The organism is Mesorhizobium oxytropidicola, assembly GCF_056174625.1.
Window position 1 is genome coordinate 2,190,507 of the sequence record NZ_CM149692.1, and the last position, 18,972, is coordinate 2,209,478.

Annotated in this window: 17 protein-coding genes; 7 read left to right on the forward strand and 10 right to left on the reverse strand. The window is 64.2% G+C overall.

The genetic code is table 11. The features are described from left to right. Nucleotides 1–133: 133 nt before the first annotated feature. Entirely contained in the window at nt 134–1,579 is a 1,446-nt protein-coding gene (locus AC0V8S_RS10960) for a homospermidine synthase (RefSeq protein WP_183462868.1), read from the reverse strand. 185 nt (nt 1,580–1,764) lie between these two features. Beyond that, complete coding sequence (locus tag AC0V8S_RS10965) at nt 1,765–2,511, reverse strand: SDR family NAD(P)-dependent oxidoreductase (RefSeq protein WP_475437678.1); 747 nt, start codon at nt 2,509–2,511, stop codon at nt 1,765–1,767. 108 nt (nt 2,512–2,619) lie between these two features. Between AC0V8S_RS10965 and AC0V8S_RS10970 the strand changes: the two genes are divergently transcribed. Continuing rightward, nucleotides 2,620–3,498 (forward strand): LysR family transcriptional regulator, encoded by an 879-nt coding sequence (locus tag AC0V8S_RS10970; protein ID WP_475437679.1) that lies wholly within the window; start codon nt 2,620–2,622, stop codon nt 3,496–3,498. Nucleotides 3,499–3,503: 5 nt separating this feature from the next. On the opposite strand, the gene AC0V8S_RS10975 is transcribed toward AC0V8S_RS10970, so the two are convergent. From AC0V8S_RS10975 to AC0V8S_RS11000, 6 genes are all read right to left on the reverse strand, one after another. Next, complete coding sequence (locus tag AC0V8S_RS10975) at nt 3,504–4,436, reverse strand: heme-dependent oxidative N-demethylase family protein (RefSeq protein WP_475437680.1); 933 nt, start codon at nt 4,434–4,436, stop codon at nt 3,504–3,506. Then, on the reverse strand, nt 4,433–4,720 hold the full coding sequence (locus tag AC0V8S_RS10980) for a YciI family protein (protein WP_183462860.1): 288 nt from the start codon (nt 4,718–4,720) through the stop codon (nt 4,433–4,435). Before AC0V8S_RS10980 ends, AC0V8S_RS10975 begins: the two co-directional genes overlap by 4 nt. Nucleotides 4,721–4,733: 13 nt before the next feature. Next, nucleotides 4,734–5,396 carry an aminotransferase class IV family protein gene (locus AC0V8S_RS10985; protein ID WP_183462858.1) on the reverse strand — a complete coding sequence of 221 codons (663 nt, stop codon included), beginning with the start codon at nt 5,394–5,396 and terminating at the stop codon, nt 4,734–4,736. Further along, nucleotides 5,345–6,490 carry an aminodeoxychorismate synthase component I gene (locus AC0V8S_RS10990; RefSeq protein WP_183462856.1) on the reverse strand — a complete coding sequence of 382 codons (1,146 nt, stop codon included), beginning with the start codon at nt 6,488–6,490 and terminating at the stop codon, nt 5,345–5,347. Before AC0V8S_RS10990 ends, AC0V8S_RS10985 begins: the two co-directional genes overlap by 52 nt. 208 nt (nt 6,491–6,698) lie before the next feature. Further along, the gene (locus AC0V8S_RS10995) at nt 6,699–7,493 is read right to left on the reverse strand and encodes a proton-conducting membrane transporter (protein ID WP_475437681.1); all 795 of its coding nucleotides are present in this window, start codon (nt 7,491–7,493) and stop codon (nt 6,699–6,701) included. Nucleotides 7,494–7,823: 330 nt separating this feature from the next. Further along, complete coding sequence (locus tag AC0V8S_RS11000) at nt 7,824–9,692, reverse strand: M3 family oligoendopeptidase (RefSeq protein ID WP_183462853.1); 1,869 nt, start codon at nt 9,690–9,692, stop codon at nt 7,824–7,826. Nucleotides 9,693–9,864: 172 nt separating this feature from the next. Between AC0V8S_RS11000 and AC0V8S_RS11005 the strand changes: the two genes are divergently transcribed. The 3 genes from AC0V8S_RS11005 (at nt 9,865) to AC0V8S_RS11015 (ending at nt 14,174) form a co-directional block, all read left to right on the forward strand. Next, complete coding sequence (locus tag AC0V8S_RS11005; protein WP_475437682.1) at nt 9,865–11,400, forward strand: sigma-54-dependent transcriptional regulator; 1,536 nt, start codon at nt 9,865–9,867, stop codon at nt 11,398–11,400. Nucleotides 11,401–11,982: 582 nt separating this feature from the next. Further along, nucleotides 11,983–13,818: a peptidoglycan L,D-endopeptidase MepK gene (locus tag AC0V8S_RS11010; RefSeq protein ID WP_475437683.1), complete on the forward strand. Its 1,836-nt coding sequence runs from the start codon at nt 11,983–11,985 to the stop codon at nt 13,816–13,818. Between the two features lie 179 nt (nt 13,819–13,997). Further along, a complete protein-coding gene (locus tag AC0V8S_RS11015) occupies nt 13,998–14,174 on the forward strand; it encodes a hypothetical protein (RefSeq protein ID WP_183462847.1) in 177 nt (58 codons plus the stop codon). A 93-nt stretch (nt 14,175–14,267) separates the two neighbouring features. Here the strand turns inward: AC0V8S_RS11015 and AC0V8S_RS11020 are convergent, their stop codons facing one another. Continuing rightward, nucleotides 14,268–15,161, reverse strand: a complete 894-nt coding sequence (locus AC0V8S_RS11020) for an AraC family transcriptional regulator (protein WP_475437684.1) — start codon at nt 15,159–15,161, stop codon at nt 14,268–14,270. 130 nt (nt 15,162–15,291) lie between these two features. On the opposite strand from AC0V8S_RS11020, the gene AC0V8S_RS11025 reads away from it, so the two are divergent. Continuing rightward, on the forward strand, nt 15,292–16,041 hold the full coding sequence (locus AC0V8S_RS11025; protein WP_475437685.1) for an SDR family oxidoreductase: 750 nt from the start codon (nt 15,292–15,294) through the stop codon (nt 16,039–16,041). A gap of 12 nt (nt 16,042–16,053) precedes the next feature. Here the strand turns inward: AC0V8S_RS11025 and AC0V8S_RS11030 are convergent, their stop codons facing one another. Next, nucleotides 16,054–16,692 (reverse strand): 2-dehydro-3-deoxy-phosphogluconate aldolase, encoded by a 639-nt coding sequence (locus AC0V8S_RS11030; RefSeq protein ID WP_475437686.1) that lies wholly within the window; start codon nt 16,690–16,692, stop codon nt 16,054–16,056. Between the two features lie 192 nt (nt 16,693–16,884). On the opposite strand from AC0V8S_RS11030, the gene trhO reads away from it, so the two are divergent. Next, nucleotides 16,885–17,814, forward strand: coding sequence for an oxygen-dependent tRNA uridine(34) hydroxylase TrhO (gene trhO, locus AC0V8S_RS11035; RefSeq protein WP_475437687.1), 930 nt, complete (start codon nt 16,885–16,887; stop codon nt 17,812–17,814). 118 nt (nt 17,815–17,932) lie between these two features. Then, nucleotides 17,933–18,670 (forward strand): tellurite resistance TerB family protein, encoded by a 738-nt coding sequence (locus AC0V8S_RS11040; RefSeq protein ID WP_475437688.1) that lies wholly within the window; start codon nt 17,933–17,935, stop codon nt 18,668–18,670. Nucleotides 18,671–18,972 lie beyond the last annotated feature (302 nt).

Below are 18,972 nucleotides of genomic sequence, written 5' to 3' on the forward strand. Positions count from 1 at the left end.
CAGGCACGAGGCGAACGTCCAAAGTGCTGGAACGGGCGGACGTCCCGCAAGACGCACGCTGCCCCAGGCCGCATCTCTTCAATCGCCCGATTTCCGGGCGATTGCAAGGCAATGGCGCATGGTGCGCAGGGTGCTATCGGACGAGGATGTTGCGGAATTGCCACGGGTCGCTGCGGTCGAGGTCCTCCGGGAAGAGCCCCGGGCGCCTGTCGAGCGGCGTCCAGTCGGTGTAATGGCCTTCGACCGGTCCGAGATAGGGCGACTGCACTTCCAGGCAGCGCTTGTAGTCCATCTCGTCGGCCTCGACGATGCCGGCATCCGGGTTTTCCAGAGCCCAGACCATGCCGGCCAGAACCGCCGAGGTGACCTGCATACCGGTGGCGTTCTGATAGGGCGCCAGCTTGCGCGCCTCGGCGAGCGAGAGGTGCGAGCCGTACCAGTAGGCATTCTTGTCGTGGCCGTAGAGCAGGACGCCGAGCTCGTCGACGCCGTCGACGAGTTCATTCTCGTCGAGCACGTGGTGCACCGGCTGAGGCTTGCCGGCAGCGCCGAACATCTCATCCAGCGACAGCATCGCGTCGTTGCAGGGATGGTAGGCATAGTGGCAGGTTGGCCGGTACTGCACCTTGCCCTTCTTGGAGCGCACGGTGAAGAAATCGGCGATCGAGATCGCCTCGTTATGCGTCACCAGCAGGCCGTATTGCGGGCCCGGCGTCGGGCACCATGAGCGCACGCGCGTGTTGGCGCCGGGTTGCTCCAGATAGATCGCGGCCTTGGAGCCGTGCTTGTGCTTCTTGGCGTTCTTCGGCATCCACTTCTCATGCGTGCCCCAGCCGAGTTCGGCCGGCTGCAGGCCCTCGGAGATGAAGCCCTCGACCGACCAGGTGTTCCAGAACACATCCATCGGCTTCGGCTTCTTGGTACGCTGGGTGTCGCGCTCGGCGATATGGATGCCCTTGACGCCGGCCTTCTTCATCAGTTTCGCCCAGCCCTCGCGGTCTTCCTGCGCCGGCTCCGAGAACTCAAGGCCAAGATCTGTGGCGAGGTTGACCAGCGCCTGCTTGACGAACCACGAGACCATGCCGGGATTGGCACCGCAGGTGGAGACGGCGGTGGCGCCGCCTGGTTTGTCGTGCTTCTCCTTGATCATCGCCTCGCGCAGCGCATAGTTGGTGCGGCTGGCATTGTCGGCCTTGGCGTCGAAATAGAAGCCGAGCCAGGGCTCGACGACGGTATCGATGTAGAGCACGCCGAGCTTGCGGCAGAGCCGCATCAGGTCCACCGAGCCGGTATCGACCGACAAATTGACGCAAAAGCCCTGGCCGCCGCCATTGGTCAAAAGCGGCGTCAGAAGCTTCTTGTAGTTCTTCTCGGTCACCGCTTCCTGGACGAAGGCGATGCCGCGCTCGTCGAGCAGCTTGCGGTCGGTGTCGCGTGGGTCGAGGACCGTCATGCGCGACTTGTCGAACTTGAAATGGCGTTCGATGAGCGGCAGCGTTCCCCGTCCGATCGAGCCGAAGCCGATCATCACCACAGGGCCGGTGATCTCACCGTAAACGGGCCAGTTTTCATTCGCCATTTTATCGAGCACTCCTCAAAAAACACTCCGGAACAGCCGCTTGGCCGCGGCGCGACAAACCATAGATCATTGTCACAATAAAGGGAAAAGCAGCGAAACGCCTGGGAACGCCGCTGTTGAGGTGCTCGGCGATGCCACCGGGAGGCCATGGCCTGCCCGATGGCGGATGTTGAGCCGGCGTCGTATCAGCGAGCGCCGCCGGACGCGCTGATGCGCTCGCCGGTCAGCCACGCCGCCTCGTCCGAGGCGAGGAAGGCCACTGTCGGGGCGATGTCATCCGGCTTGCCGAAGCGCTGGCCAAGCGGGACACCGGCGATCAGCATATTGCCGAAATCGGTGCCAACCATGCCCTCGGTCATTTCGGTATGGGTATAGCCAGGCGCCACGATGTTGACACGGATGTTGCGGGCTCCGAGTTCTCTCGACAAGCTAAGCGTCAGCGTGTCGATCGCCGCCTTGCTGGCGGAATAGAGGCTGGTGTTTGGCACCGGGTTCCAGCTCGAGATCGTGCCGATGTTGACGATGCTGCCGCCGCTCTCGGGAAAGTGCCGCATCGCCGCCTTGGTGGTCAGGATGGTGCCCAGCACGTTGGTGTCGAACAACCGGCGATAGTCCGCCTCGCTCGCTTCCTCGAAGGTGCCGAAGACTGCCGTGGCAGCGTTGTTGACCAGAATGCTTGGCTTGCCGAATGTGATCCTCGCAGCCTCGAACATCTTTTCGACATCGGCGGCCTCGGCCACGTCGCCCTGAACCGCGGTCGCCTTGCCGCCGCTGGCGACGATCTCCTTCACCGTGCGTTCGGCGGCCTCATGGCTGGTGGCGTAGTTGACGACGACGGCGGCGCCTTCCGCCGCCAGCCGCTTGGCGATGCCCGCACCGATGCCGCGCGCGGCGCCGGTGACGATGGCGACCTTGTTGTTGAGCTTGCCCATTTTGGTTCTCCGAATGGCTGGATGGATATGACAATCCGCCAATTGGCTATTCCCAAACGGGTCAGGTAGAGTGAATATCACCATATAACTAATTCCGAGGTGGAATAGATGGACAGGCTCATGGCGATGAGCACCTTTATAAGGGTCATCGAAACCGGCTCGTTCTCGGCGGCCGCGCGGCATTTGCGCGTCGGGCAGCCAGCCGTCTCGAAGGCCATCGCGCAACTTGAGGAACGGCTCGGCGTTCGCCTGCTGTCGCGCACCACCCGAGGTCTATCACCGACCGATGCCGGCCTCAGCTTCTATGAAGGCGCCAAACGCGCGGTCGACGAAGCGGACGAAGCCGAGAACGCGGCGCGGGGCGCGGCGGCGGCACTCACCGGCCTGCTGCGCATAGGTACGTCGGTAACCTTCGGCCGCCTGCATGTCGTGCCGAGGCTGAAAGCCTTCCTGGACGCTCACCCGAGGCTCGACGTCGAGGTGGCTATGGACGACAGGAATGTCGACCTCGTCGAGGAAGGGGTGGATGTCATGCTGCGTTTGGGTGAAAGCTTCGCCGCCGCCCATGTCGGGCGCAAGATCGCCACCTGTCGTCGTCTCGTGGTGGCGACACCCTCCTACCTTGCGCGCGAGGGCGAACCCATGGCGCCGGATGAGCTGTCGCGGCACGAGGCGATCCTTTTCGTCCAGTCAGGTGTTTCCAATCGCTGGACGTTCCGGCGAGGCGCCGAAGAGGTTTCGCTTGCCGGGCAGGGGCGGTTGCGCGTGACTTCCGCCGAAGGGGTGCGTGAGGCAGTCGTTGCCGGCATCGGCTTCACGGTCGGCTCCGAATGGATGTTCGACGCGGAACTGCGCAGCGGCGCCGTGCGGCCGATCCTGGTCGACTGGGCGCTGCCGCCTGTTGAACTGTGGGCGCTGTTTCCGGCCGGACGCAAGGCCAGCGTCAGGGCAAGGACATTCGTCGATTTCCTGGCGGGCAGCCTGTAGGCGCTTCAGCCGGCCATTGTCTTCAATCGTTTGATCAGCCGGTCGCGGTCCGATGTCAGGCCCTTGTAGTCGAGCTGGTCGAGATCGAGCGCTTCGAGTTGGGCAGCGAAAGACATTGCGAGCTTCGCCCGGTCAGGGTGCAGCTCCAGCACGGCGAGCGGGTCGAGATGGATGCGGATGGTGAACAGGATGTCGCGTGAGGACGGCAGCTTGCGGAGCGTCTGGCGTTCGACGCGGATAAAGGCATGCGTGTTGACGTCGCCGTCGGGGAAGCGTGTCGGCCGGTTGGTGGCGCGGTCGATGCGCTCGACATTGGACAGTGGATGATAGAGCGCATTGTCGGCCTGGATCGACCAGTTGAAGCGCTCGACCGCCTGGCCCTGCAGGCCGTCGAACATGCGGTTGATCAGTTCGGCGGGACGCGTGCCCGGACCGAAGCCCGGCACGGGCTCGTGGATCTGCTGCAGCGGCTTGCCGAACTTTTCGGTGAGCGACCAGGACGAGGGAAAGCACAGCGAACCGGCGGCCAGCCGCCAGCCGCTGTCGTCGCGGCGCATCAGGATCAGGTCTTCCTGGACCAGCAGCGAGGCCGCGACCAGCGGCGCGTCGGCAAGACCCGGAGGCAAAGCAGGGTGGTTCGCGGCGCCCACCACCTCGTTGCCCACATCGGTGCGGTGATGGGTGTCCGGAAATCGCTCCGGAAGATAGGCGCCGAGCAAGTCGAGCACTTCCCGCTGGGCGTCGCGCGTGCCATCTTCCTCGACGAAAACCCGCTCCGGGATTTCGCCGTAGAGTCGACGCTTCTCGGCCAGATAGGGCAGCAGATGGCCGTCGACCTCGATCCAGTTCGCCGGCTCAAGCGGCTTCAGCCCGATGTTGAACAGCTTCGACGAGCCATCATAAGGGGTGTGGGTGGGCAGGGCCTTGGCCAAGCTCATGCTTCCTTGAAAGCGTCGAGACCGGTGGCGGTCATTCTGGCCAGGAATTCGGTGACTTCGTAGTCCGCGGCGCCTGCCTTGGCGAAGGGGTCGGCAGCCAGCCTGGCGTCGAGGATCTCGCGCGGGCATTGCGCGATTATGAGGCCGCCGGTCCGCGGTTTCTTCGGCCCGGAGGCGATGAAGACGCCCTCCGCATAGCAGGCCTTCAGCCATTCGATATGCGCCGCCTGCAAGCGGTCGATCTCGGTCAGAGGCACCTTGTAATTCAGCGAAACGACGAACATGGCGTTCTCCTGGTCACACCAGCCTTGCGGGAATCAGGCCGCGCAGCGAATTGCCGACAAAGAGTGCCTTGGCCGACTTCAGATCGTCATACCTGTAGATCGCTTCCTGGGCGCGGCCTTCATCCAGAAGCGCGGCGCGCAATACGCCAGGCAGCAGGCCGCAATCGAGCCGGGGCGTTGCCAGCACGCCGTTGCCGAAATCGGCGAAGATATTGGTGATGGTGCCTTCGCAGATTTCGCCGCGCTCATTGGCCAGGATCACCTCGTCGGCCTGGGTGACGAGATATTCGGAACGGGCATGGGTGTAGAGCTGGCGCCGGCTGGTCTTGTGGCGCAGCAGCATATTGCCCGAATCGAGCCGCGTCCGCGCCAGCCGCAATATCCAGACCTTGTCGGCGGCGAGCGGTTCGTAGGGTTGTGCCGAGGCCGTCGCTTCGCCGTTGCGCGCCAAAGCGAGCCGCGTGCGCATGGCGGTTCGACAGCCATCGACCGCCTTGCCCAGCAAGGCGCCCACTCTCTGCGGATCGCAGGCAAAGCCAAGCTCCGCCGCCGAGCCATAGAGGCGTGCAAGGTGACGATCGAAGCGCAGGAAGCCCGTCTCGGGCTGCCAGCGCATGGTCTCGATCAACTCGAAATCGGCGGTGTCCCCGTCGCGAAGCGGGCTTTGAGCAGACACTCCTGATACTCCTCCTCAGGCGTCGAATCGAAGACGATGCCGCCGCCGACATTGTAGACGGCCTCGCCGCTGGCAAAGAGCGAGATGGTGCGGATCGCCACGGAAAAGCGCATCGTGCCGCCGGGTGCGATCCAGCCGATGGCGCCGCAATAGACGTCGCGCGGCGTGCCCTCCAGATCGTGCAGGATCTCCATGGCGCGGATCTTTGGCGCGCCGGTGATCGAGCCGCAGGGAAACAGCGCGGCAAAGACCTGGCGGATGGTGAGGCCCGGCAGCAGCTTCGCCCTGACGTCGCTCACCATCTGGTGGACGGTCGGGTAGCTCTCGATGCGAAACAGTTCCGGCACTTCCAGCGTGCCGACCTCGCTGATCAGCGAGATGTCGTTGCGCAGGAGGTCGACGATCATCCGGTTCTCGGCTTGGTTCTTCTCGTCATTGCGCAGGAAATTCTTCTGCCGCTCGTCCTCTGCCTTGGTCGCGCCGCGCGGTGCAGTGCCTTTCATCGGATGCGTCTCGATCATCCCCGCGGCATTGATCTCGAAGAACAGTTCGGGCGAGCGCGACAGCACGATCGGGTCACCGAGCGCGACCAGCGCGCCGTACTTCACCGGTTGGCGCTCGGTCAGCGCGTCGAAAGCGGCAAGCGGATCGCCGGACCATTGCGCCTGCACCGGAAAGGTCAGGTTGCCCTGGTAGCAATCGCCTTGCCTGATGTGTTGGTGCAGTCGCGAGAAGCGTTTTTCGTAGTCCTCGAACGACCAGGCTGCCCTTGCATCGAAGATCGGGCCGTTGGTCGCCGCTGCATTGCGCGGCGGCACCGCTTCTTCGGCCGGAGCATCGAAGACGCCGAGGCAGATGAGCGGCGCGCGACGTCCCTTCGGCAGCAAGGGAACGAGTTTCGGTTCGAGCAGATAACCGGCCTCGTAGGAGAAATAGCCGGCCAGCCACTTGCCGGCGTCGTGCGCGGCCTGCGCTGCCTCCAGCGCCGGCCGGAAATCCCGGGCCCCATGCGCCACGATGATGTCGGCCGGCCGCTCGAAAACCAGCTGGCGCGCGCTTTCGTCGTTGCGGAAAATTGCGGCGGGCAGGGACATGGGACTCGGGTGCTGCGGTCAATGAAGCCGTTGATCGCTCTATATGGGGGGCCGCCCGCGCGCAATCGAGGGAACGGCACCTTGCCCCTCAAAGCCGACCTTTGGGCCGACCTTTGGGCCGACCTTTGGGCCGACCTCTGGGTCAACCTTGCCGGCAAAACAAACCGGCGGCGCCATGGCGCCGCCGGCTGTGGTCCTGGTTCACCGTTCAGGTGTTGCTGGAGGTTCCCGCGCTCGGAAATTGCTTGGCGAACTCCGCTTCATTGCCTGCAGCCAGCAGCTTCGCCTGTTCGACCCAGCGCTCACGCTCGACGCGTCCGCCGAATTGCAGGGCGTGCTCGATCCGCTCGATGTCGGCAGGGGTCCAGGCGGCGATCTGGGCGAAGGTGGTCACGCCTTGCCCCTTGAGCAGTTTCTCGTTGACCGGGCCGATGCCGATCAGCCGGCGCAGATTGTCGGGCTTGCCCGCCGCTGGCTTGGCTGCAGCCGGTGCGGCCGTCTTGGCGGCTGCCGGCTTGGGCGCGGCGGAACTCTTGGCTGCCGAGGCTGTGGAGGCCGCTGGTTTGCTCGCGGCGGTTTTGGCTGGAGCCGCTGCCTTTGTCGCGGCGGTTTTGGCCGCGGCGGGTTTGGCGGCGGTGGTTTTCGCCGGCGCTGCCTTCGCGGCGGGTTTGGCAGGCGTAGCCTTGGTTGCCGCCGGAGCGGACTTGGCCGCGGCCGGCGTCGACAACAGGGCTGCCGGCGGCTGACTGGCGGCCTTTGCTCCGCCACCCGTGGAGGCCTGCGCCTCGCGCAACTGGCGCTCGAGGTCGGTGCGGGTCTTGCCGCATGCACTGAGTTCGCCGGTCAACCGGTCACTGTCGGCACGCAGCCTGTCGCGCTCGCTGCGGGTGCGGTCGAGGTCGCCGCGCAGACTGTCGAGTTCACCGCGCAGGCGACCCCAGATGAACCAGCCAACCAACACGCCTACCAGGAACGCCAGGACCACGTAGAAAAAAGTGCCCATTGTCTCTCTCCAGTCAGATCCGTCTGCCGTGGGTCATGACCTTCGGCGATGGACTACTCGATGATGGTTCCGCGGGTTCGCAGAACAGCCGGCTTCGGTTCGAGCTGTCGGCGATCGGCTTTGCTTGCCCAAGGCCAACGGCCGTTGTCGCGTTCGCCTGAGCGTCACGGCCGGCTGAGATTTTCCCTCGCCGATCCGCATGCGCTCCGGCTGAGCTTGAGCGAAGGCTATCATAGAGCTTGTGGAAAGCTATGGGAAAAACTTCTGCCTAGAGTTCTTCAAGAACAAATATTTAGCGCAAGAATAGTGCGATCCCAACATGCATTCCGGCTAAACTGTTCTGCCCATGCGAGAGGCATCTAAGCTGTCGAGGGATTCCAGTTCGTCGATCAGGCCACTGATCACGCCGAGCCCGATCTGCCAGAAGGCGGGATCGGTAGCGTCGAGCCCGAAGGGCGCCAGAAGCTGCGAATGATGCTTGGTGCCGCCGGCGCGCAGCATCTCGAAATACTTGTCCTGAAAACCGCGCTCGGCGTTCTGGTAGACAGCGTAGAGCGAGTTCACCAGGCAGTCGCCGAAAGCATAGGCATAGACGTAGAAGGGCGAGTGGATGAAGTGCGGGATGTAGGTCCAGAACACTTCGTAGCCCTCGCGCAATTTGATCGCAGGTCCAAGGCTTTCGGCCTGCACTTCCAGCCAGAACTGGCCGAGCCTGTCGGATGTCAGTTCGCCGTTGCGGCGCTCGGCATGCACCTTGCGCTCGAATTCGTAGAAGGCGATCTGGCGGACCACCGTGTTGATCATGTCCTCGACCTTCTGGGCGAGCATGGCCTTGCGCTCGCGTCGGTCTGTGGTTTGCTCCAGCAGCGAGCGGAAGGTCAGCATCTCGCCGAAGACGGACGCCGTCTCGGCCAGCGTCAGCGGCGTCGAGGCCATCAGCGCGCCCTGGCCGGCGGCCAGCACCTGATGCACGCCGTGGCCAAGCTCATGCGCCAGCGTCATCACGTCGCGCGGCTTGCCCATGTAGTTGAGTAGCACATAGGGGTGGGCCGACGGCACGGTCGGATGGGCAAAGGCGCCGGGCGATTTGCCCGGGCGCACCGGCGCGTCGATCCAGTTGCGGTCGAAGAAGGTGCGCGCGATCTCGGCCATCTCGGGCGAGAAGCGCTGATAGGCGGACAGCACCGTGTTCCGGGCCTCATCCCAGCCGATCACCGCCTGCGGCGTCTCCGGCAGCGGTGCGTTGCGGTCCCAGTGGTTCATCACCTCCATGCCGAGCCAGCGCGCCTTCATCGCGTAATAGCGATGCGACAGCCGCGGATAGGCCTCGCGCACCGCGGTGGCGAGGGCATCGACCACGCCGCGTTCGACACGGTTGGCGAGATGGCGGGAATCGGCAATGTCCTCGAAGCCGCGCCAGCGGTCGGAAATTTCCTTGTCCTTGGCCAGCGTGTTGGTGATTAGCGTGAAGGTGCGCAGGCTCTTGCGGAAGGTCGCGGCTAAGGCTTCGGAGGCGCGGCGGCGCACTTCGCCATCGGCATCTTGCAGGCGGTTGAGGGCCGGCTCCAGCGTCAATTCCTCGCCATCGATGTGGAAGCGAAGGTCGGTCATCGTCTCGTCGAACAGGCGGTTCCAGGCGCCGCGTCCGGTGATCGACTTCTCGTGGAAAAGTTGCTCGACGCGGTCCTCGAGCTGGTATGGCTTGTCCATTCTGAGGTCGAGCACCCAGGGCCGGTAGTGGCCGAAAGCGGAATCGGCGGCCAGCGCACTTTCGATCGCGGCGTCCTCGATCAGGTTCAGTTCGAGCGCGAAGAACAGAAGATGTGCACTGGCGTCGGTCATCTTCTCCTGGATGTCGCCATAGAGCTTGGCGCGCTGCGGATCGGCAGTGTTGCCGGCATAGACCAGGCCGGCATAGGAGACGATGCGGCCGATCAGTTCCTCCAGCCTCTCGTAAGCGACCAGCGCCTCGCCCAGCCGGCCGGCGCCGCCGCGCCCGGCCTCGGCGGCGAGCGTGCCCTTCCAACGGGTCTCGAAAGCGATCGCGTCAGCGGCGGCCTTGGCGATGTCACGCTTCAGTTCCGGAGCTTCCATGCCGGCATAGAGGTCGGCAAGGTTCCATTCCGGCAGATCGCCAAGCTCGGCCGCGCCCTGACCGGACGCCGGTGCCGCAAGCCGCCGACCAAACATCATGCGCATCGACAATACCTTCTGTGAATTATGGGGTCAGAATCAAGCAGCAGAATCAGGGGGAACAGGGAAGCCGGTCAAATCCTAAGGAATTCGTTCACCGGGTTTTTTGAAACCTTATTTAGAACCCTGTGCCAAGATGATCCATGGGGATTTCGAGCGCGGGCAGTTCAAGACAGTCATGACAGGTTCCATACTCATAGTCGATGACGATCCCGTGCAGCGCCGGCTGCTCGAGGCGGCGGTGACGCGGTTCGGCCACACGGCAATCGTCGTCGACGGCGGTGCCGCCGGCCTCGAAGTGCTTGACGGGACTGGTGCCCGCGACGTCTGCGTGGTCATCCTCGACCTGGTCATGCCCGGTCTCGACGGCATCGGCGTGCTGAAGGCGATGCGTGAACGCGACATCACCGTTCCGGTCATCGTCCAGACCGCCCAGGGTGGCATCGAAACCGTGGTGTCGGCGATGCGCTACGGTGCCTTCGATTTCGTCGTCAAGCCGGCTTCACCCGACAGGCTGCAGGCGTCGATCGCCAATGCGCTCAAGGTCGAGGCGGTCGAGGGCGAGGTCAAACGCACGTCGCGCAAGCGCGGCGGCCTTTTGACCTTCAAGGATATGATCACCCACAGTCCGGCCATGGACAGGGTGATCCGCCTCGGCCAGAAAGCGGCCGGATCCAACATCCCGATCCTGATCGAAGGCGAATCCGGCGTCGGCAAGGAGCTGGTGGCGCGCGCCATCCAGGGCAGCGGCGACCGCCGCTCGAAACCCTTCGTCACCGTCAATTGCGGCGCGATTCCCGACAATCTGGTCGAATCGATCCTGTTCGGCCATGAGAAAGGCTCGTTCACCGGCGCCACCGACAAGCACACCGGCAAGTTCGTCGAGGCGCATTCGGGCACGCTGTTTCTGGACGAGATCGGTGATCTGCCGCTCGACGTCCAGGTCAAGCTGCTGCGCGCCGTGCAGGACGGCGAGGTCGATCCGGTCGGCGGCCGCGCCACCGTCAGGGTCGACATCAGGTTGATTTCGGCGACGCACCGCAACCTGCTGCAGCAGGTCAAGGACGGCAAGTTCCGCGAGGATCTGTTCTACCGGCTCAACGTCTACCCGATCTTCGTGCCGCCGTTGCGCGACCGCCGCGACGACATTCCGCATCTGGTCACGCATTTCATGGAGAAGGTGGCGCCTGCCGATCCGCGCCATCGCCTGCAAGGCATTTCGGCGGCAGCGCTTGGCGTGCTGCAGGCCTATGACTGGCCCGGCAACATAAGGCAGCTCGAAAACGCCGTCTTCCGCGCCTCGGTGCTGTGTGACGGCGATGTGCTCGACGTCGATGACTTTCCGCAGATCCGGGCGCAGGTGGAAGGCACCGTCAATCTCGAAACGGACGACACAGCACCTCATTTTGTGTCGCCTCCAGGGCTCCGCGATGAGGAGGTCCCAGCCGGCGATACCGCTCCGCTGGCCGAGCCGGATCGGCCGGCCGTGCTCCAGCCCAGATTCGGCACGCTGCGGGCGCTCGACGAACGCGGCAATGTGCGGGCGCTGGCCGACGTCGAACTCGAGATGATCAAGCTCGCCATCGATCACTACAATGGCCAGATGAGCGAAGTCGCGCGCCGCCTCGGCATCGGCCGCTCGACGCTTTACCGCAAGCTCAAGGAATACGGTATCGATCCGGAAACCGGCCGCGTCGATCGTCTCGCCTCCTAAGGTGTGTTGATATTCAGGTGAGGCCGGCCTGCAAACGGCGGTTCCCTGCGCTTCCGGTGCTCACGTACTTCAAGTACGCTCCGCTCCGGTTCTCGGAACCCACCATTTTCGACTCGGCCTGACCTGAATCTCAACACACCTTGGGAGCGTTTGATCTCTTCCGAAAATCGGGATCACGCTCCCGCCGCAAGGCCCGGACCAGCTTGCAATGCCAGATTTGGCCCTGTATCGGGGGTTTCGGTTGGAATATGGCAAGCCTGTGGACAGCTCTGTTCACGCATTAAGGCTAACGGTAACAGATCGTGTTCGGCCAAAGCCGGAATCCTGATCTAAACCAGCGGTTTACCAAGAAGTCTTGTGAACAATTTTTGACGGGATATCGCCATGGTGTTACCGCATTTCGGCTTCAATAAGCGATGATTAACCATTAGGATCGATATTCGGATGTGAAAACGACACATCCGTTTGGGCAAATCCGGGGACAAACGGCAGCCTGCAAGGCCTTTTGATTTGAACAGAATCGAACGACTCAGAAACGGGCGTCATGATCATTTGAGCGTCTGGCCGAGATGGCTGGCAGCGATGATTGTCGCTTTTGGTTTTGTTGCCGCGGCCGCCACCGGCGCCCAGGCCGAAGTTCGTTCGCTGAAGCTCTACCACCTCCACACGCATGAGAAGGCGGAGATCGTGTACAAGCGCAATGGCCGCTACGATCCCGAGGGCCTGCGCAAGATCAACATCATCCTACGTGACTGGCGCCGCAACGAGCCGACCAAGATGGATCCGCGCCTGCTAGACCTGGTCTGGGAGGCCTATCGTGAAAGCGGCGCCACCGACTATATCCAGGTCGTCTGCGGTTACCGTTCGCCGGCGACCAACTCGATGCTGCGCAGCCGCAGCCGGGGCGTCGCCGAGAAGAGCCAGCATATGCTCGGCAAGGCGATGGATTTCTATATTCCCGGCGTGCCGCTGAAGAAGCTGCGCAACATCGGCCTCAAGATGCAGGGCGGTGGCGTCGGCTACTATCCGACCTCCGGTTCGCCTTTCGTCCATATGGATGTCGGCAATGTGCGCCATTGGCCCGGCATCAGCCGCCAGGAACTGGTCAGCCTGTTCCCCAGTGGCAAGACGCTGCATGTGCCGAGCGACGGCCGGCCGCTGCCCGGCTATGAACAGGCAATGGCCGCCTACAAGGCACGCAAGGGTTCGGGCACGCCCAATGTCGAGATGGCCAGTGTCGGCGGCGGTAAGAAGTCGGGTGGGTTCCTGTCTGCTCTCTTCGGTGGCGGCGGCTCCGACGAAGCCGACGACAGCGCCGATGTCGAGACCGCTTCCGCCGAGCCCGCGCCCAAGCCGAGAAGCCTGAAGCCGGCCGCGACCGCTAAGAGCAGCAACCTGCCGGGCATCGCCATCGTCGCGCCGGAGAAGGCGCAGCGCGCCAACATTCCGCAGATTGCCGACGAGCAGACTCCGGAGCCGGAACAGGATACGCCGGAAACGATCATTGCGGCGCTGCCGGCCAAGGAGATTCCGCTGCCCGATTTCGCACCGCGGCCGAAGGTCGATGTCGGCGCGCAGCCTGAGAATGTTCCGTTCGCCACGGCGGACGCGACGTCGACCACCGAACAGGCCGTGGCGACCGCGCAGGCGCCGGCGAACATGCCTTTCGGCAAGGCTGACCCCGTGGCGGTAACGGCGGCTGCCGCGGCCGATCCGGCACAGGTTGCCGTCAACAACATCCCCGTGCCGACATGGCGTCCCGAACGCACGCTGCCGGCGGAACTCGCGCCGCCGCCCAGCAAGGATGTGCTGATGGCGCTGGCGGATACGGCCGAACAGGGCAAGACCGCGACCGATGCGTTCTCGGTCCTGCCTTCGGCGCGGCCCGAGCCGGCCAAGCCGGACGCCGTCAAGGCCGTGCTCGACGAGGCCAACGCCCAGGTCGGCAATGCCGTCGAGTACAAGCAGGTCGGCAATGCCGACGAATACAAGGTTGCGTCGCTGGCCGAAGAGCCGCGCTCGGCCTTCAACGACCCGTCTGATGTCAATGCCGCGTCGCCGCGCCAGGCGGTTGCCGCCCGTCCGGCGGGTTCCGATCCGGCCGCCGCGATTGGCGCCGGTGTGAAGACGACCCGCAAGGAAGCCAGGGCCACCGCCCGCGATCAGAAACCCGGCCCCAGGGCCATGGTGGTTGCCGCGGCACCCCAGGCCGCCCGCTGGGCGCTGACCAGCGGCGATAACGTCGCCACCGTTTCGAGCGCGACGACGGCGCCGGGCTACGCCTACAATATCGTGCATACGCCGCCGAGCGAGGTCTATACGGCCGGTTTCCAGACCGACGCCCAGGCGCCAGACCCCAGCCGCTTCACCGGCAACGCCGTCAAGTTCCTGTCGGTTGCCCGCTTCCAGACGAAGTAGCCGGCTGTCCAGATAAAGCAGAAGCCGCGCAGCGCAACCGGCGCGGCTTTTTGCTTTTCAGGGTACGGCAGATGCGATGCCGCGATCCTGCGGATCACACGCGGCTGAACTTCTCGTGAAGCCGGAACGGCTCCCTCATTTCCGGGTTAGTGTGCGTACGTTCCAACCTGGGGATATTCATGAAGAAGATTCTACTGGCATCCGTTCTGGCATTGGTTGCAGCATCGGCCGCGATCGCTCCATCGCAAGCCGAAACCGTGATCATCAAGAATGGCCGGCATCATTGCAGGACCAGGCTGGTCACGCATTGGGTTCACCATCATCGGGTGACCGAGCAGGTCAAGGTCTGCCACTGATCCGGAACCGAAAGGATCCGGAGAATGGCCCGGTCGGCGAGAGTCGGCCGGGCTTTTCATTGGTAGCGTGTAGCCACTTTTGGGCGATATGCATCAGTCGATTTCCAGGGTGGCGGCTTCGCCCCTGGCCAGAAGCCGCGCGGCGTCACGCGCCGGCGGCAGTCCGAAATGGCGGGCATATTCCCGGCTGAACTGGGATGCGCTTTCATAGCCGACGGCAAAGGCGACACGCGCGGCGCTGCCCGGCTCCGCGATCAGCAGATGACGCGCCTCCAGCAGACGGACCTGCTTCTGGTACTGGATCGGGCTCATCGCGGTCGCCGCCTTGAAGTGGCGGTGAAACGAAGCGTTGCTCATATGCGCGAGCGCGGCCAGCTCCGTCACATCGATAAGCTCGTTGTAGTGCGATCGTATCCAGGCGGTGGCGCGGCGGATCTGTGACAGGCGGCCATCGGCGCGCGCGAGCTGGCGCAGCTTCGCGCCTTGCGGACCTTGCAGCAGGCGGAATGCGATCTCGCGTTCGAGCATGGGCGCGAGCACGGGAATCTCGGTTGGCCGGTCGAGCAGCCGCAGCATGCGGCGCCAGGCATCGAGCAGTTCGTCATCAGCCCGGTTGGTCACGAAGCTGTCGCCGTCGACCGCCGGTCTGTGGTCGATAAGCAGGCTGGCGATCAGCTCGATATCGAGGGCGAAGGCGATGGCCATGTAAGGGCAGGCGGTGCTCGCCTCGATCAGCTGGCTGGTGGCGGGCGTCTCCACCGCATAGACGAAATAGCTGCCGGCGCCATAGCGCAGCGTGCGGTCGCCGATCAGCACTGTCTTGGTCCCCTGCAACACGAACAGCGCCGTCGGTTGGCAAAGCTCGGGCAGCGGCGGGGTCGCAACCTCGCTGCGGCCGATGGTGACACGCGGGATGGCCGTTTTGGTGCGCCGCCCATGCGCATGGCGGCCGGCGATCGAGATCAATTCCTGCAAGGCTTCTTCCATGTCTTCAGCATTGCCGATCCATGCACGGCGCGCAACCGGTTGAGAGGATTAGGCAAGAGGACGCGAGTATCCGGCGTGCGAAACTGGCCGGCGCACGTCATATCCAGGTCACCAAGAAGGAGACACGGACATGACGCCGAAAATGAATGCGCTGGTCACCGGCGCCAACAAGGGCATCGGCCTTGAAACCGCTCGCCGGCTGGGGACAAAAGGCTTCAAGGTCTGGCTCGGTGCCCGCGATGCCGAGCGCGGGGAGGCCGCGGCAAAGGCGTTGCGCAACGAAGGGCTCGATGTCGAATGGCTCGAGCTCGACGTCAGCAGCGATGACAGCGTGGCGGCCGCGGCCAGAAGCTTGACGACGCGGCTATCCAGCCTCGACGTGCTGGTCAACAATGCCGGCATTGCGCCTGGCTATGTCGACGCGCTCGGACCCGACGGTCGTTATGAACGGCCGCCGAGCCGCGAGAACATCGCTGACATGAAGGCCACTTATGACGTCAACGTCTTCGGCCCGGTTCGCGTCACCCAGGCCTTCCTGCCGCTGCTCCTGGCGTCGCCCGCCGCCCGCATCGTCATGGTCAGCAGCTCTCTCGGCTCGATCGCGCGCGCCGCTGATAACAGCCAGTCGCCCAATGTCATGGGCTATGGCAGTTCGAAAACAGCGCTCAATGCCATCACCGTGGCCTTCGCCCGGGAGCTTTCGCCGCGCGGCATCATGGTCAACGCCGCCGCACCCGGCTACACCGCGACGGACCTCAATGCGCACAAGGGTGGCCGCACCGTGCAGCAGGCCGCCGGGGTCATCGTGCAGCTGGCAACGCTGAAGGCCGGCGGCCCCACCGGCGGTTATTTCGACGAGAACGGTCCGTTGCCCTGGTGAGCGAAGACCCGATTATTTCCGGAGCTGGCTGGCAGCGCATGCGAGCGCTTCGATCTCGTCCCATTTGCCGGCCTTGACCATGTCGTCGGGCGCAACCCAGGAGCCGCCGACACAGATGACGTTGGGCAGGCTGAGATACTCGGCGGCGTTCTTGCCGGTGATGCCGCCGGTCGGGCAGAATTTGACGTCGGCCAGCGGTGAGGCGAAAGCCTTCAGCGAGGCGATGCCGCCGGACTGCTCGGCCGGGAAGAATTTCAGGAAGCGCAGGCCGGCCTCGCGCGCGGCCATGATCTCGCCGGGCGTGATGGCGCCGGGCAGCAGCGGAACCTCGCTGTCGGCGGCGGCGGCCAGAAGCTCACGCGTGATGCCGGGGCTGACGATGAAGCGCGAACCGGCGCTGGCTGCTTCATCGAACTGCTTGCTGTCGAGAATGGTGCCGGCGCCGACAATGGCTTCCTCGACCTCGGCCGCAACGCGCCGGATCGCTTCCAGCGCGTCGGCGGTCCGCAGCGTGATCTCGATCGCCGGCAGGCCGCCGCGCGCCAGGGCGCGGGCCAACGGCACGGCGTTGGCGACATCAGTGATCTTCAGCACCGGAATGACCGGCTGGCCGTTGAGGAGGGACAGGAGTTTTTCGGTCTTGCTGGGCATCTGTCTCTCCATAGCTAAGGGTGATTTCAACCGATTAGCAGACGGGTGTTTGCCTGTCCACGAAACCAAGCGTGTCGCGATGTCACGCGTTGCGGGGTTACCATACCAGCCATTACTATCAAACAGGGTGACGGGCTGATGAAACCCGCTCCGCCTTGAATCGGCGGCCATGAGCGTCTAGTTGCTCTGGTGATGACACCGTCCGCTCCATCCCAGCCTGTCCGCGTCGCCGCGCTTTACCAGTTTGCCAGGCTCGATGCCTTTGACGAATTGCGCGCGCCGCTCGCAGCCTTCTGCTGTGGACGCGGCATCAAGGGCACGCTGCTTCTGGCACATGAAGGCATCAACGGCACCGTCGCCGGCAACGAAGCAGCGATCGCCGAACTCATCGACTACATCGAGGCCATCGACGGGGTGGCGGGCCTTGAAGTCAAGTACAGCACAGCCGCGGATATGCCGTTCCACCGCATGAAGGTGCGGCTGAAACGCGAGATCGTCACCATGGGCGTCGGGGACATCGACCCGGTGGCGAGCGCCGGCACCTATGTCGTGCCTGCGGATTGGAACGCGCTGATCTCGCAGCCCGATACGATCGTCATCGACACGCGCAACGCCTACGAGGTCTCGATCGGCACGTTCAAGGGCGCGGTCGATCCGGCGACGGCGAGCTTTCGCGAATTCCCGGCCTGGGTGGAAGCGCACCGGGCTGAGCTCGAAGGCCGCAAGGTGGCGATGTTCTGCACCGGCGGCATTCGCTGCGAAAAGGCGACCGCCTATGTCAGGTCGCTCGGCTTCGAGGATGTGTTCCACCTCAAGGGCGGCATCCTCAAATATCTCGAAGAGGTCCCGGCCGAACAGAGCTTGTGGCAAGGCGAGTGCTTCGTCTTCGACGAGCGGGTTTCGGTGTCGCACGGTCTCGCCGAGGGCGATGCGGAACTGTGCCGTGCCTGTCGCCATCCACTGACGCCCGGCGGGCTGGCGTCGCCGAAATATGCCGCCGGCGTCTCTTGCCCGCATTGTTTTGACGCCCGTACCGACGAGGACCGCCAGCGCTATGCCGAGCGCCAGCGGCAGGTCGAGCTTGCGCAAGCGCGGGGCAAGGGGCCGCATATCGGATCCTGATCCAGGCTACGGAACCCCGGCAAAGCGGCGTCCTGTCATTGCAATGTCAAGTTTCGGGACCTACGTCTTCGGCGTTCGAAACCTGCCCGTTCGGCCGGGCACATGCTGGAGGCACTGAATGTTCGATCCCAAGAAGCTTCTCGACGATCTGCTCGGCTCGCAAATTCCCGGCACCAGCGGCACCGTCCGCGACAAGGCGGGTCAGGCGGTGCAGATGGCCAAGGACAATCCGCTGGCCGCCGGCGCGCTTGCGGCGGTGCTGCTTGGAACAGGGGCTGGCCGCGAAGTGACCGGTGCAGCGGTGAAGCTTGGCGGATTGGCCGCGATCGGCGGCCTCGCCTACAAGGCCTACCAGAACTATAAGGCCGGCAATCCGCCGGAGCCGGCGCCCGCCGCTGGTGAACCGGAATTGCTGCCGCCGCCCAAGGACACCGCCTTCCATCCGTCACAGGCGCCGCAGGGCGAAGACGAATTCACGCTGACGCTCGTTCGCGCGATGATCTCGGCGGCCAAGGCTGACGGCCATGTCGACGACGAGGAGCGCAAGAAGATCGCCGGCAAGCTCAGCCTTGCGGGGATCGGGACCGATGCCGAGAAATTCCTGATGGCGGAGCTGGAAAGCCCGCTCGATCTCGACACGCTGGTGGCGGAGGCCAAGACCGATGCGCAGAAGCTCGAACTCTACACGGCGTCGCGCCTCACCATCGATCCCGACACGCGCGCCGAACGCGGCTATCTCGACCTGCTTGCCGGCCGGCTTGGCCTGCCGGACGCGCTGGTCGACCATGTCGAGGCGACGGTTTCGGCGGCCAAGGTGCCGGCCAAAGCAGGGACCTCGCCCAATCCGCGCTGGTAGCGTCAGATCGGGACAGGCCGTCTTTCCCGCGTTAACCTTTCGTTAACTCAGGAAGCGCATGGTTCTACACAGTCGGATCGGCTTTTCCTCCTCCCAAGCCCGGTTCAGATCAGGGCGGTCGCCAATGACCGCCCTTTTTGTCGGCCCTTTGCTGGGGCTTTATCCGAAAACCGGATTCCACTTTTTGAGGCATGCCCTGGCGGCTAAGCTTGCCATCGCTGCCGTCATTTGCGATGCCTTCTGCCGAGCCAAATCCCTGAAAATCAGTCGGGCACGCGCGGCGCTGCCGGAGGATATCTGCC

Coding starts and splice junctions, on each gene's coding strand:
- AC0V8S_RS10960 (WP_183462868.1), bottom strand. CDS start 1,579: ATGGCGAATGAAAACTGGCCCGTTTACGGTGAGATCACCGGCCCTGTG.
- AC0V8S_RS10965 (WP_475437678.1), bottom strand. CDS start 2,511: ATGGGCAAGCTCAACAACAAGGTCGCCATCGTCACCGGCGCCGCGCGC.
- AC0V8S_RS10970 (WP_475437679.1), top strand. CDS start 2,620: ATGGACAGGCTCATGGCGATGAGCACCTTTATAAGGGTCATCGAAACC.
- AC0V8S_RS10975 (WP_475437680.1), bottom strand. CDS start 4,436: ATGAGCTTGGCCAAGGCCCTGCCCACCCACACCCCTTATGATGGCTCG.
- AC0V8S_RS10980 (WP_183462860.1), bottom strand. CDS start 4,720: ATGTTCGTCGTTTCGCTGAATTACAAGGTGCCTCTGACCGAGATCGAC.
- AC0V8S_RS10990 (WP_183462856.1), bottom strand. CDS start 6,490: ATGTCCCTGCCCGCCGCAATTTTCCGCAACGACGAAAGCGCGCGCCAG.
- AC0V8S_RS10995 (WP_475437681.1), bottom strand. CDS start 7,493: ATGGGCACTTTTTTCTACGTGGTCCTGGCGTTCCTGGTAGGCGTGTTG.
- AC0V8S_RS11000 (WP_183462853.1), bottom strand. CDS start 9,692: ATGCGCATGATGTTTGGTCGGCGGCTTGCGGCACCGGCGTCCGGTCAG.
- AC0V8S_RS11005 (WP_475437682.1), top strand. CDS start 9,865: ATGACAGGTTCCATACTCATAGTCGATGACGATCCCGTGCAGCGCCGG.
- AC0V8S_RS11010 (WP_475437683.1), top strand. CDS start 11,983: ATGATTGTCGCTTTTGGTTTTGTTGCCGCGGCCGCCACCGGCGCCCAG.
- AC0V8S_RS11015 (WP_183462847.1), top strand. CDS start 13,998: ATGAAGAAGATTCTACTGGCATCCGTTCTGGCATTGGTTGCAGCATCG.
- AC0V8S_RS11020 (WP_475437684.1), bottom strand. CDS start 15,161: ATGGAAGAAGCCTTGCAGGAATTGATCTCGATCGCCGGCCGCCATGCG.
- AC0V8S_RS11025 (WP_475437685.1), top strand. CDS start 15,292: ATGACGCCGAAAATGAATGCGCTGGTCACCGGCGCCAACAAGGGCATC.
- AC0V8S_RS11030 (WP_475437686.1), bottom strand. CDS start 16,692: ATGCCCAGCAAGACCGAAAAACTCCTGTCCCTCCTCAACGGCCAGCCG.
- trhO (WP_475437687.1), top strand. CDS start 16,885: ATGACACCGTCCGCTCCATCCCAGCCTGTCCGCGTCGCCGCGCTTTAC.
- AC0V8S_RS11040 (WP_475437688.1), top strand. CDS start 17,933: ATGTTCGATCCCAAGAAGCTTCTCGACGATCTGCTCGGCTCGCAAATT.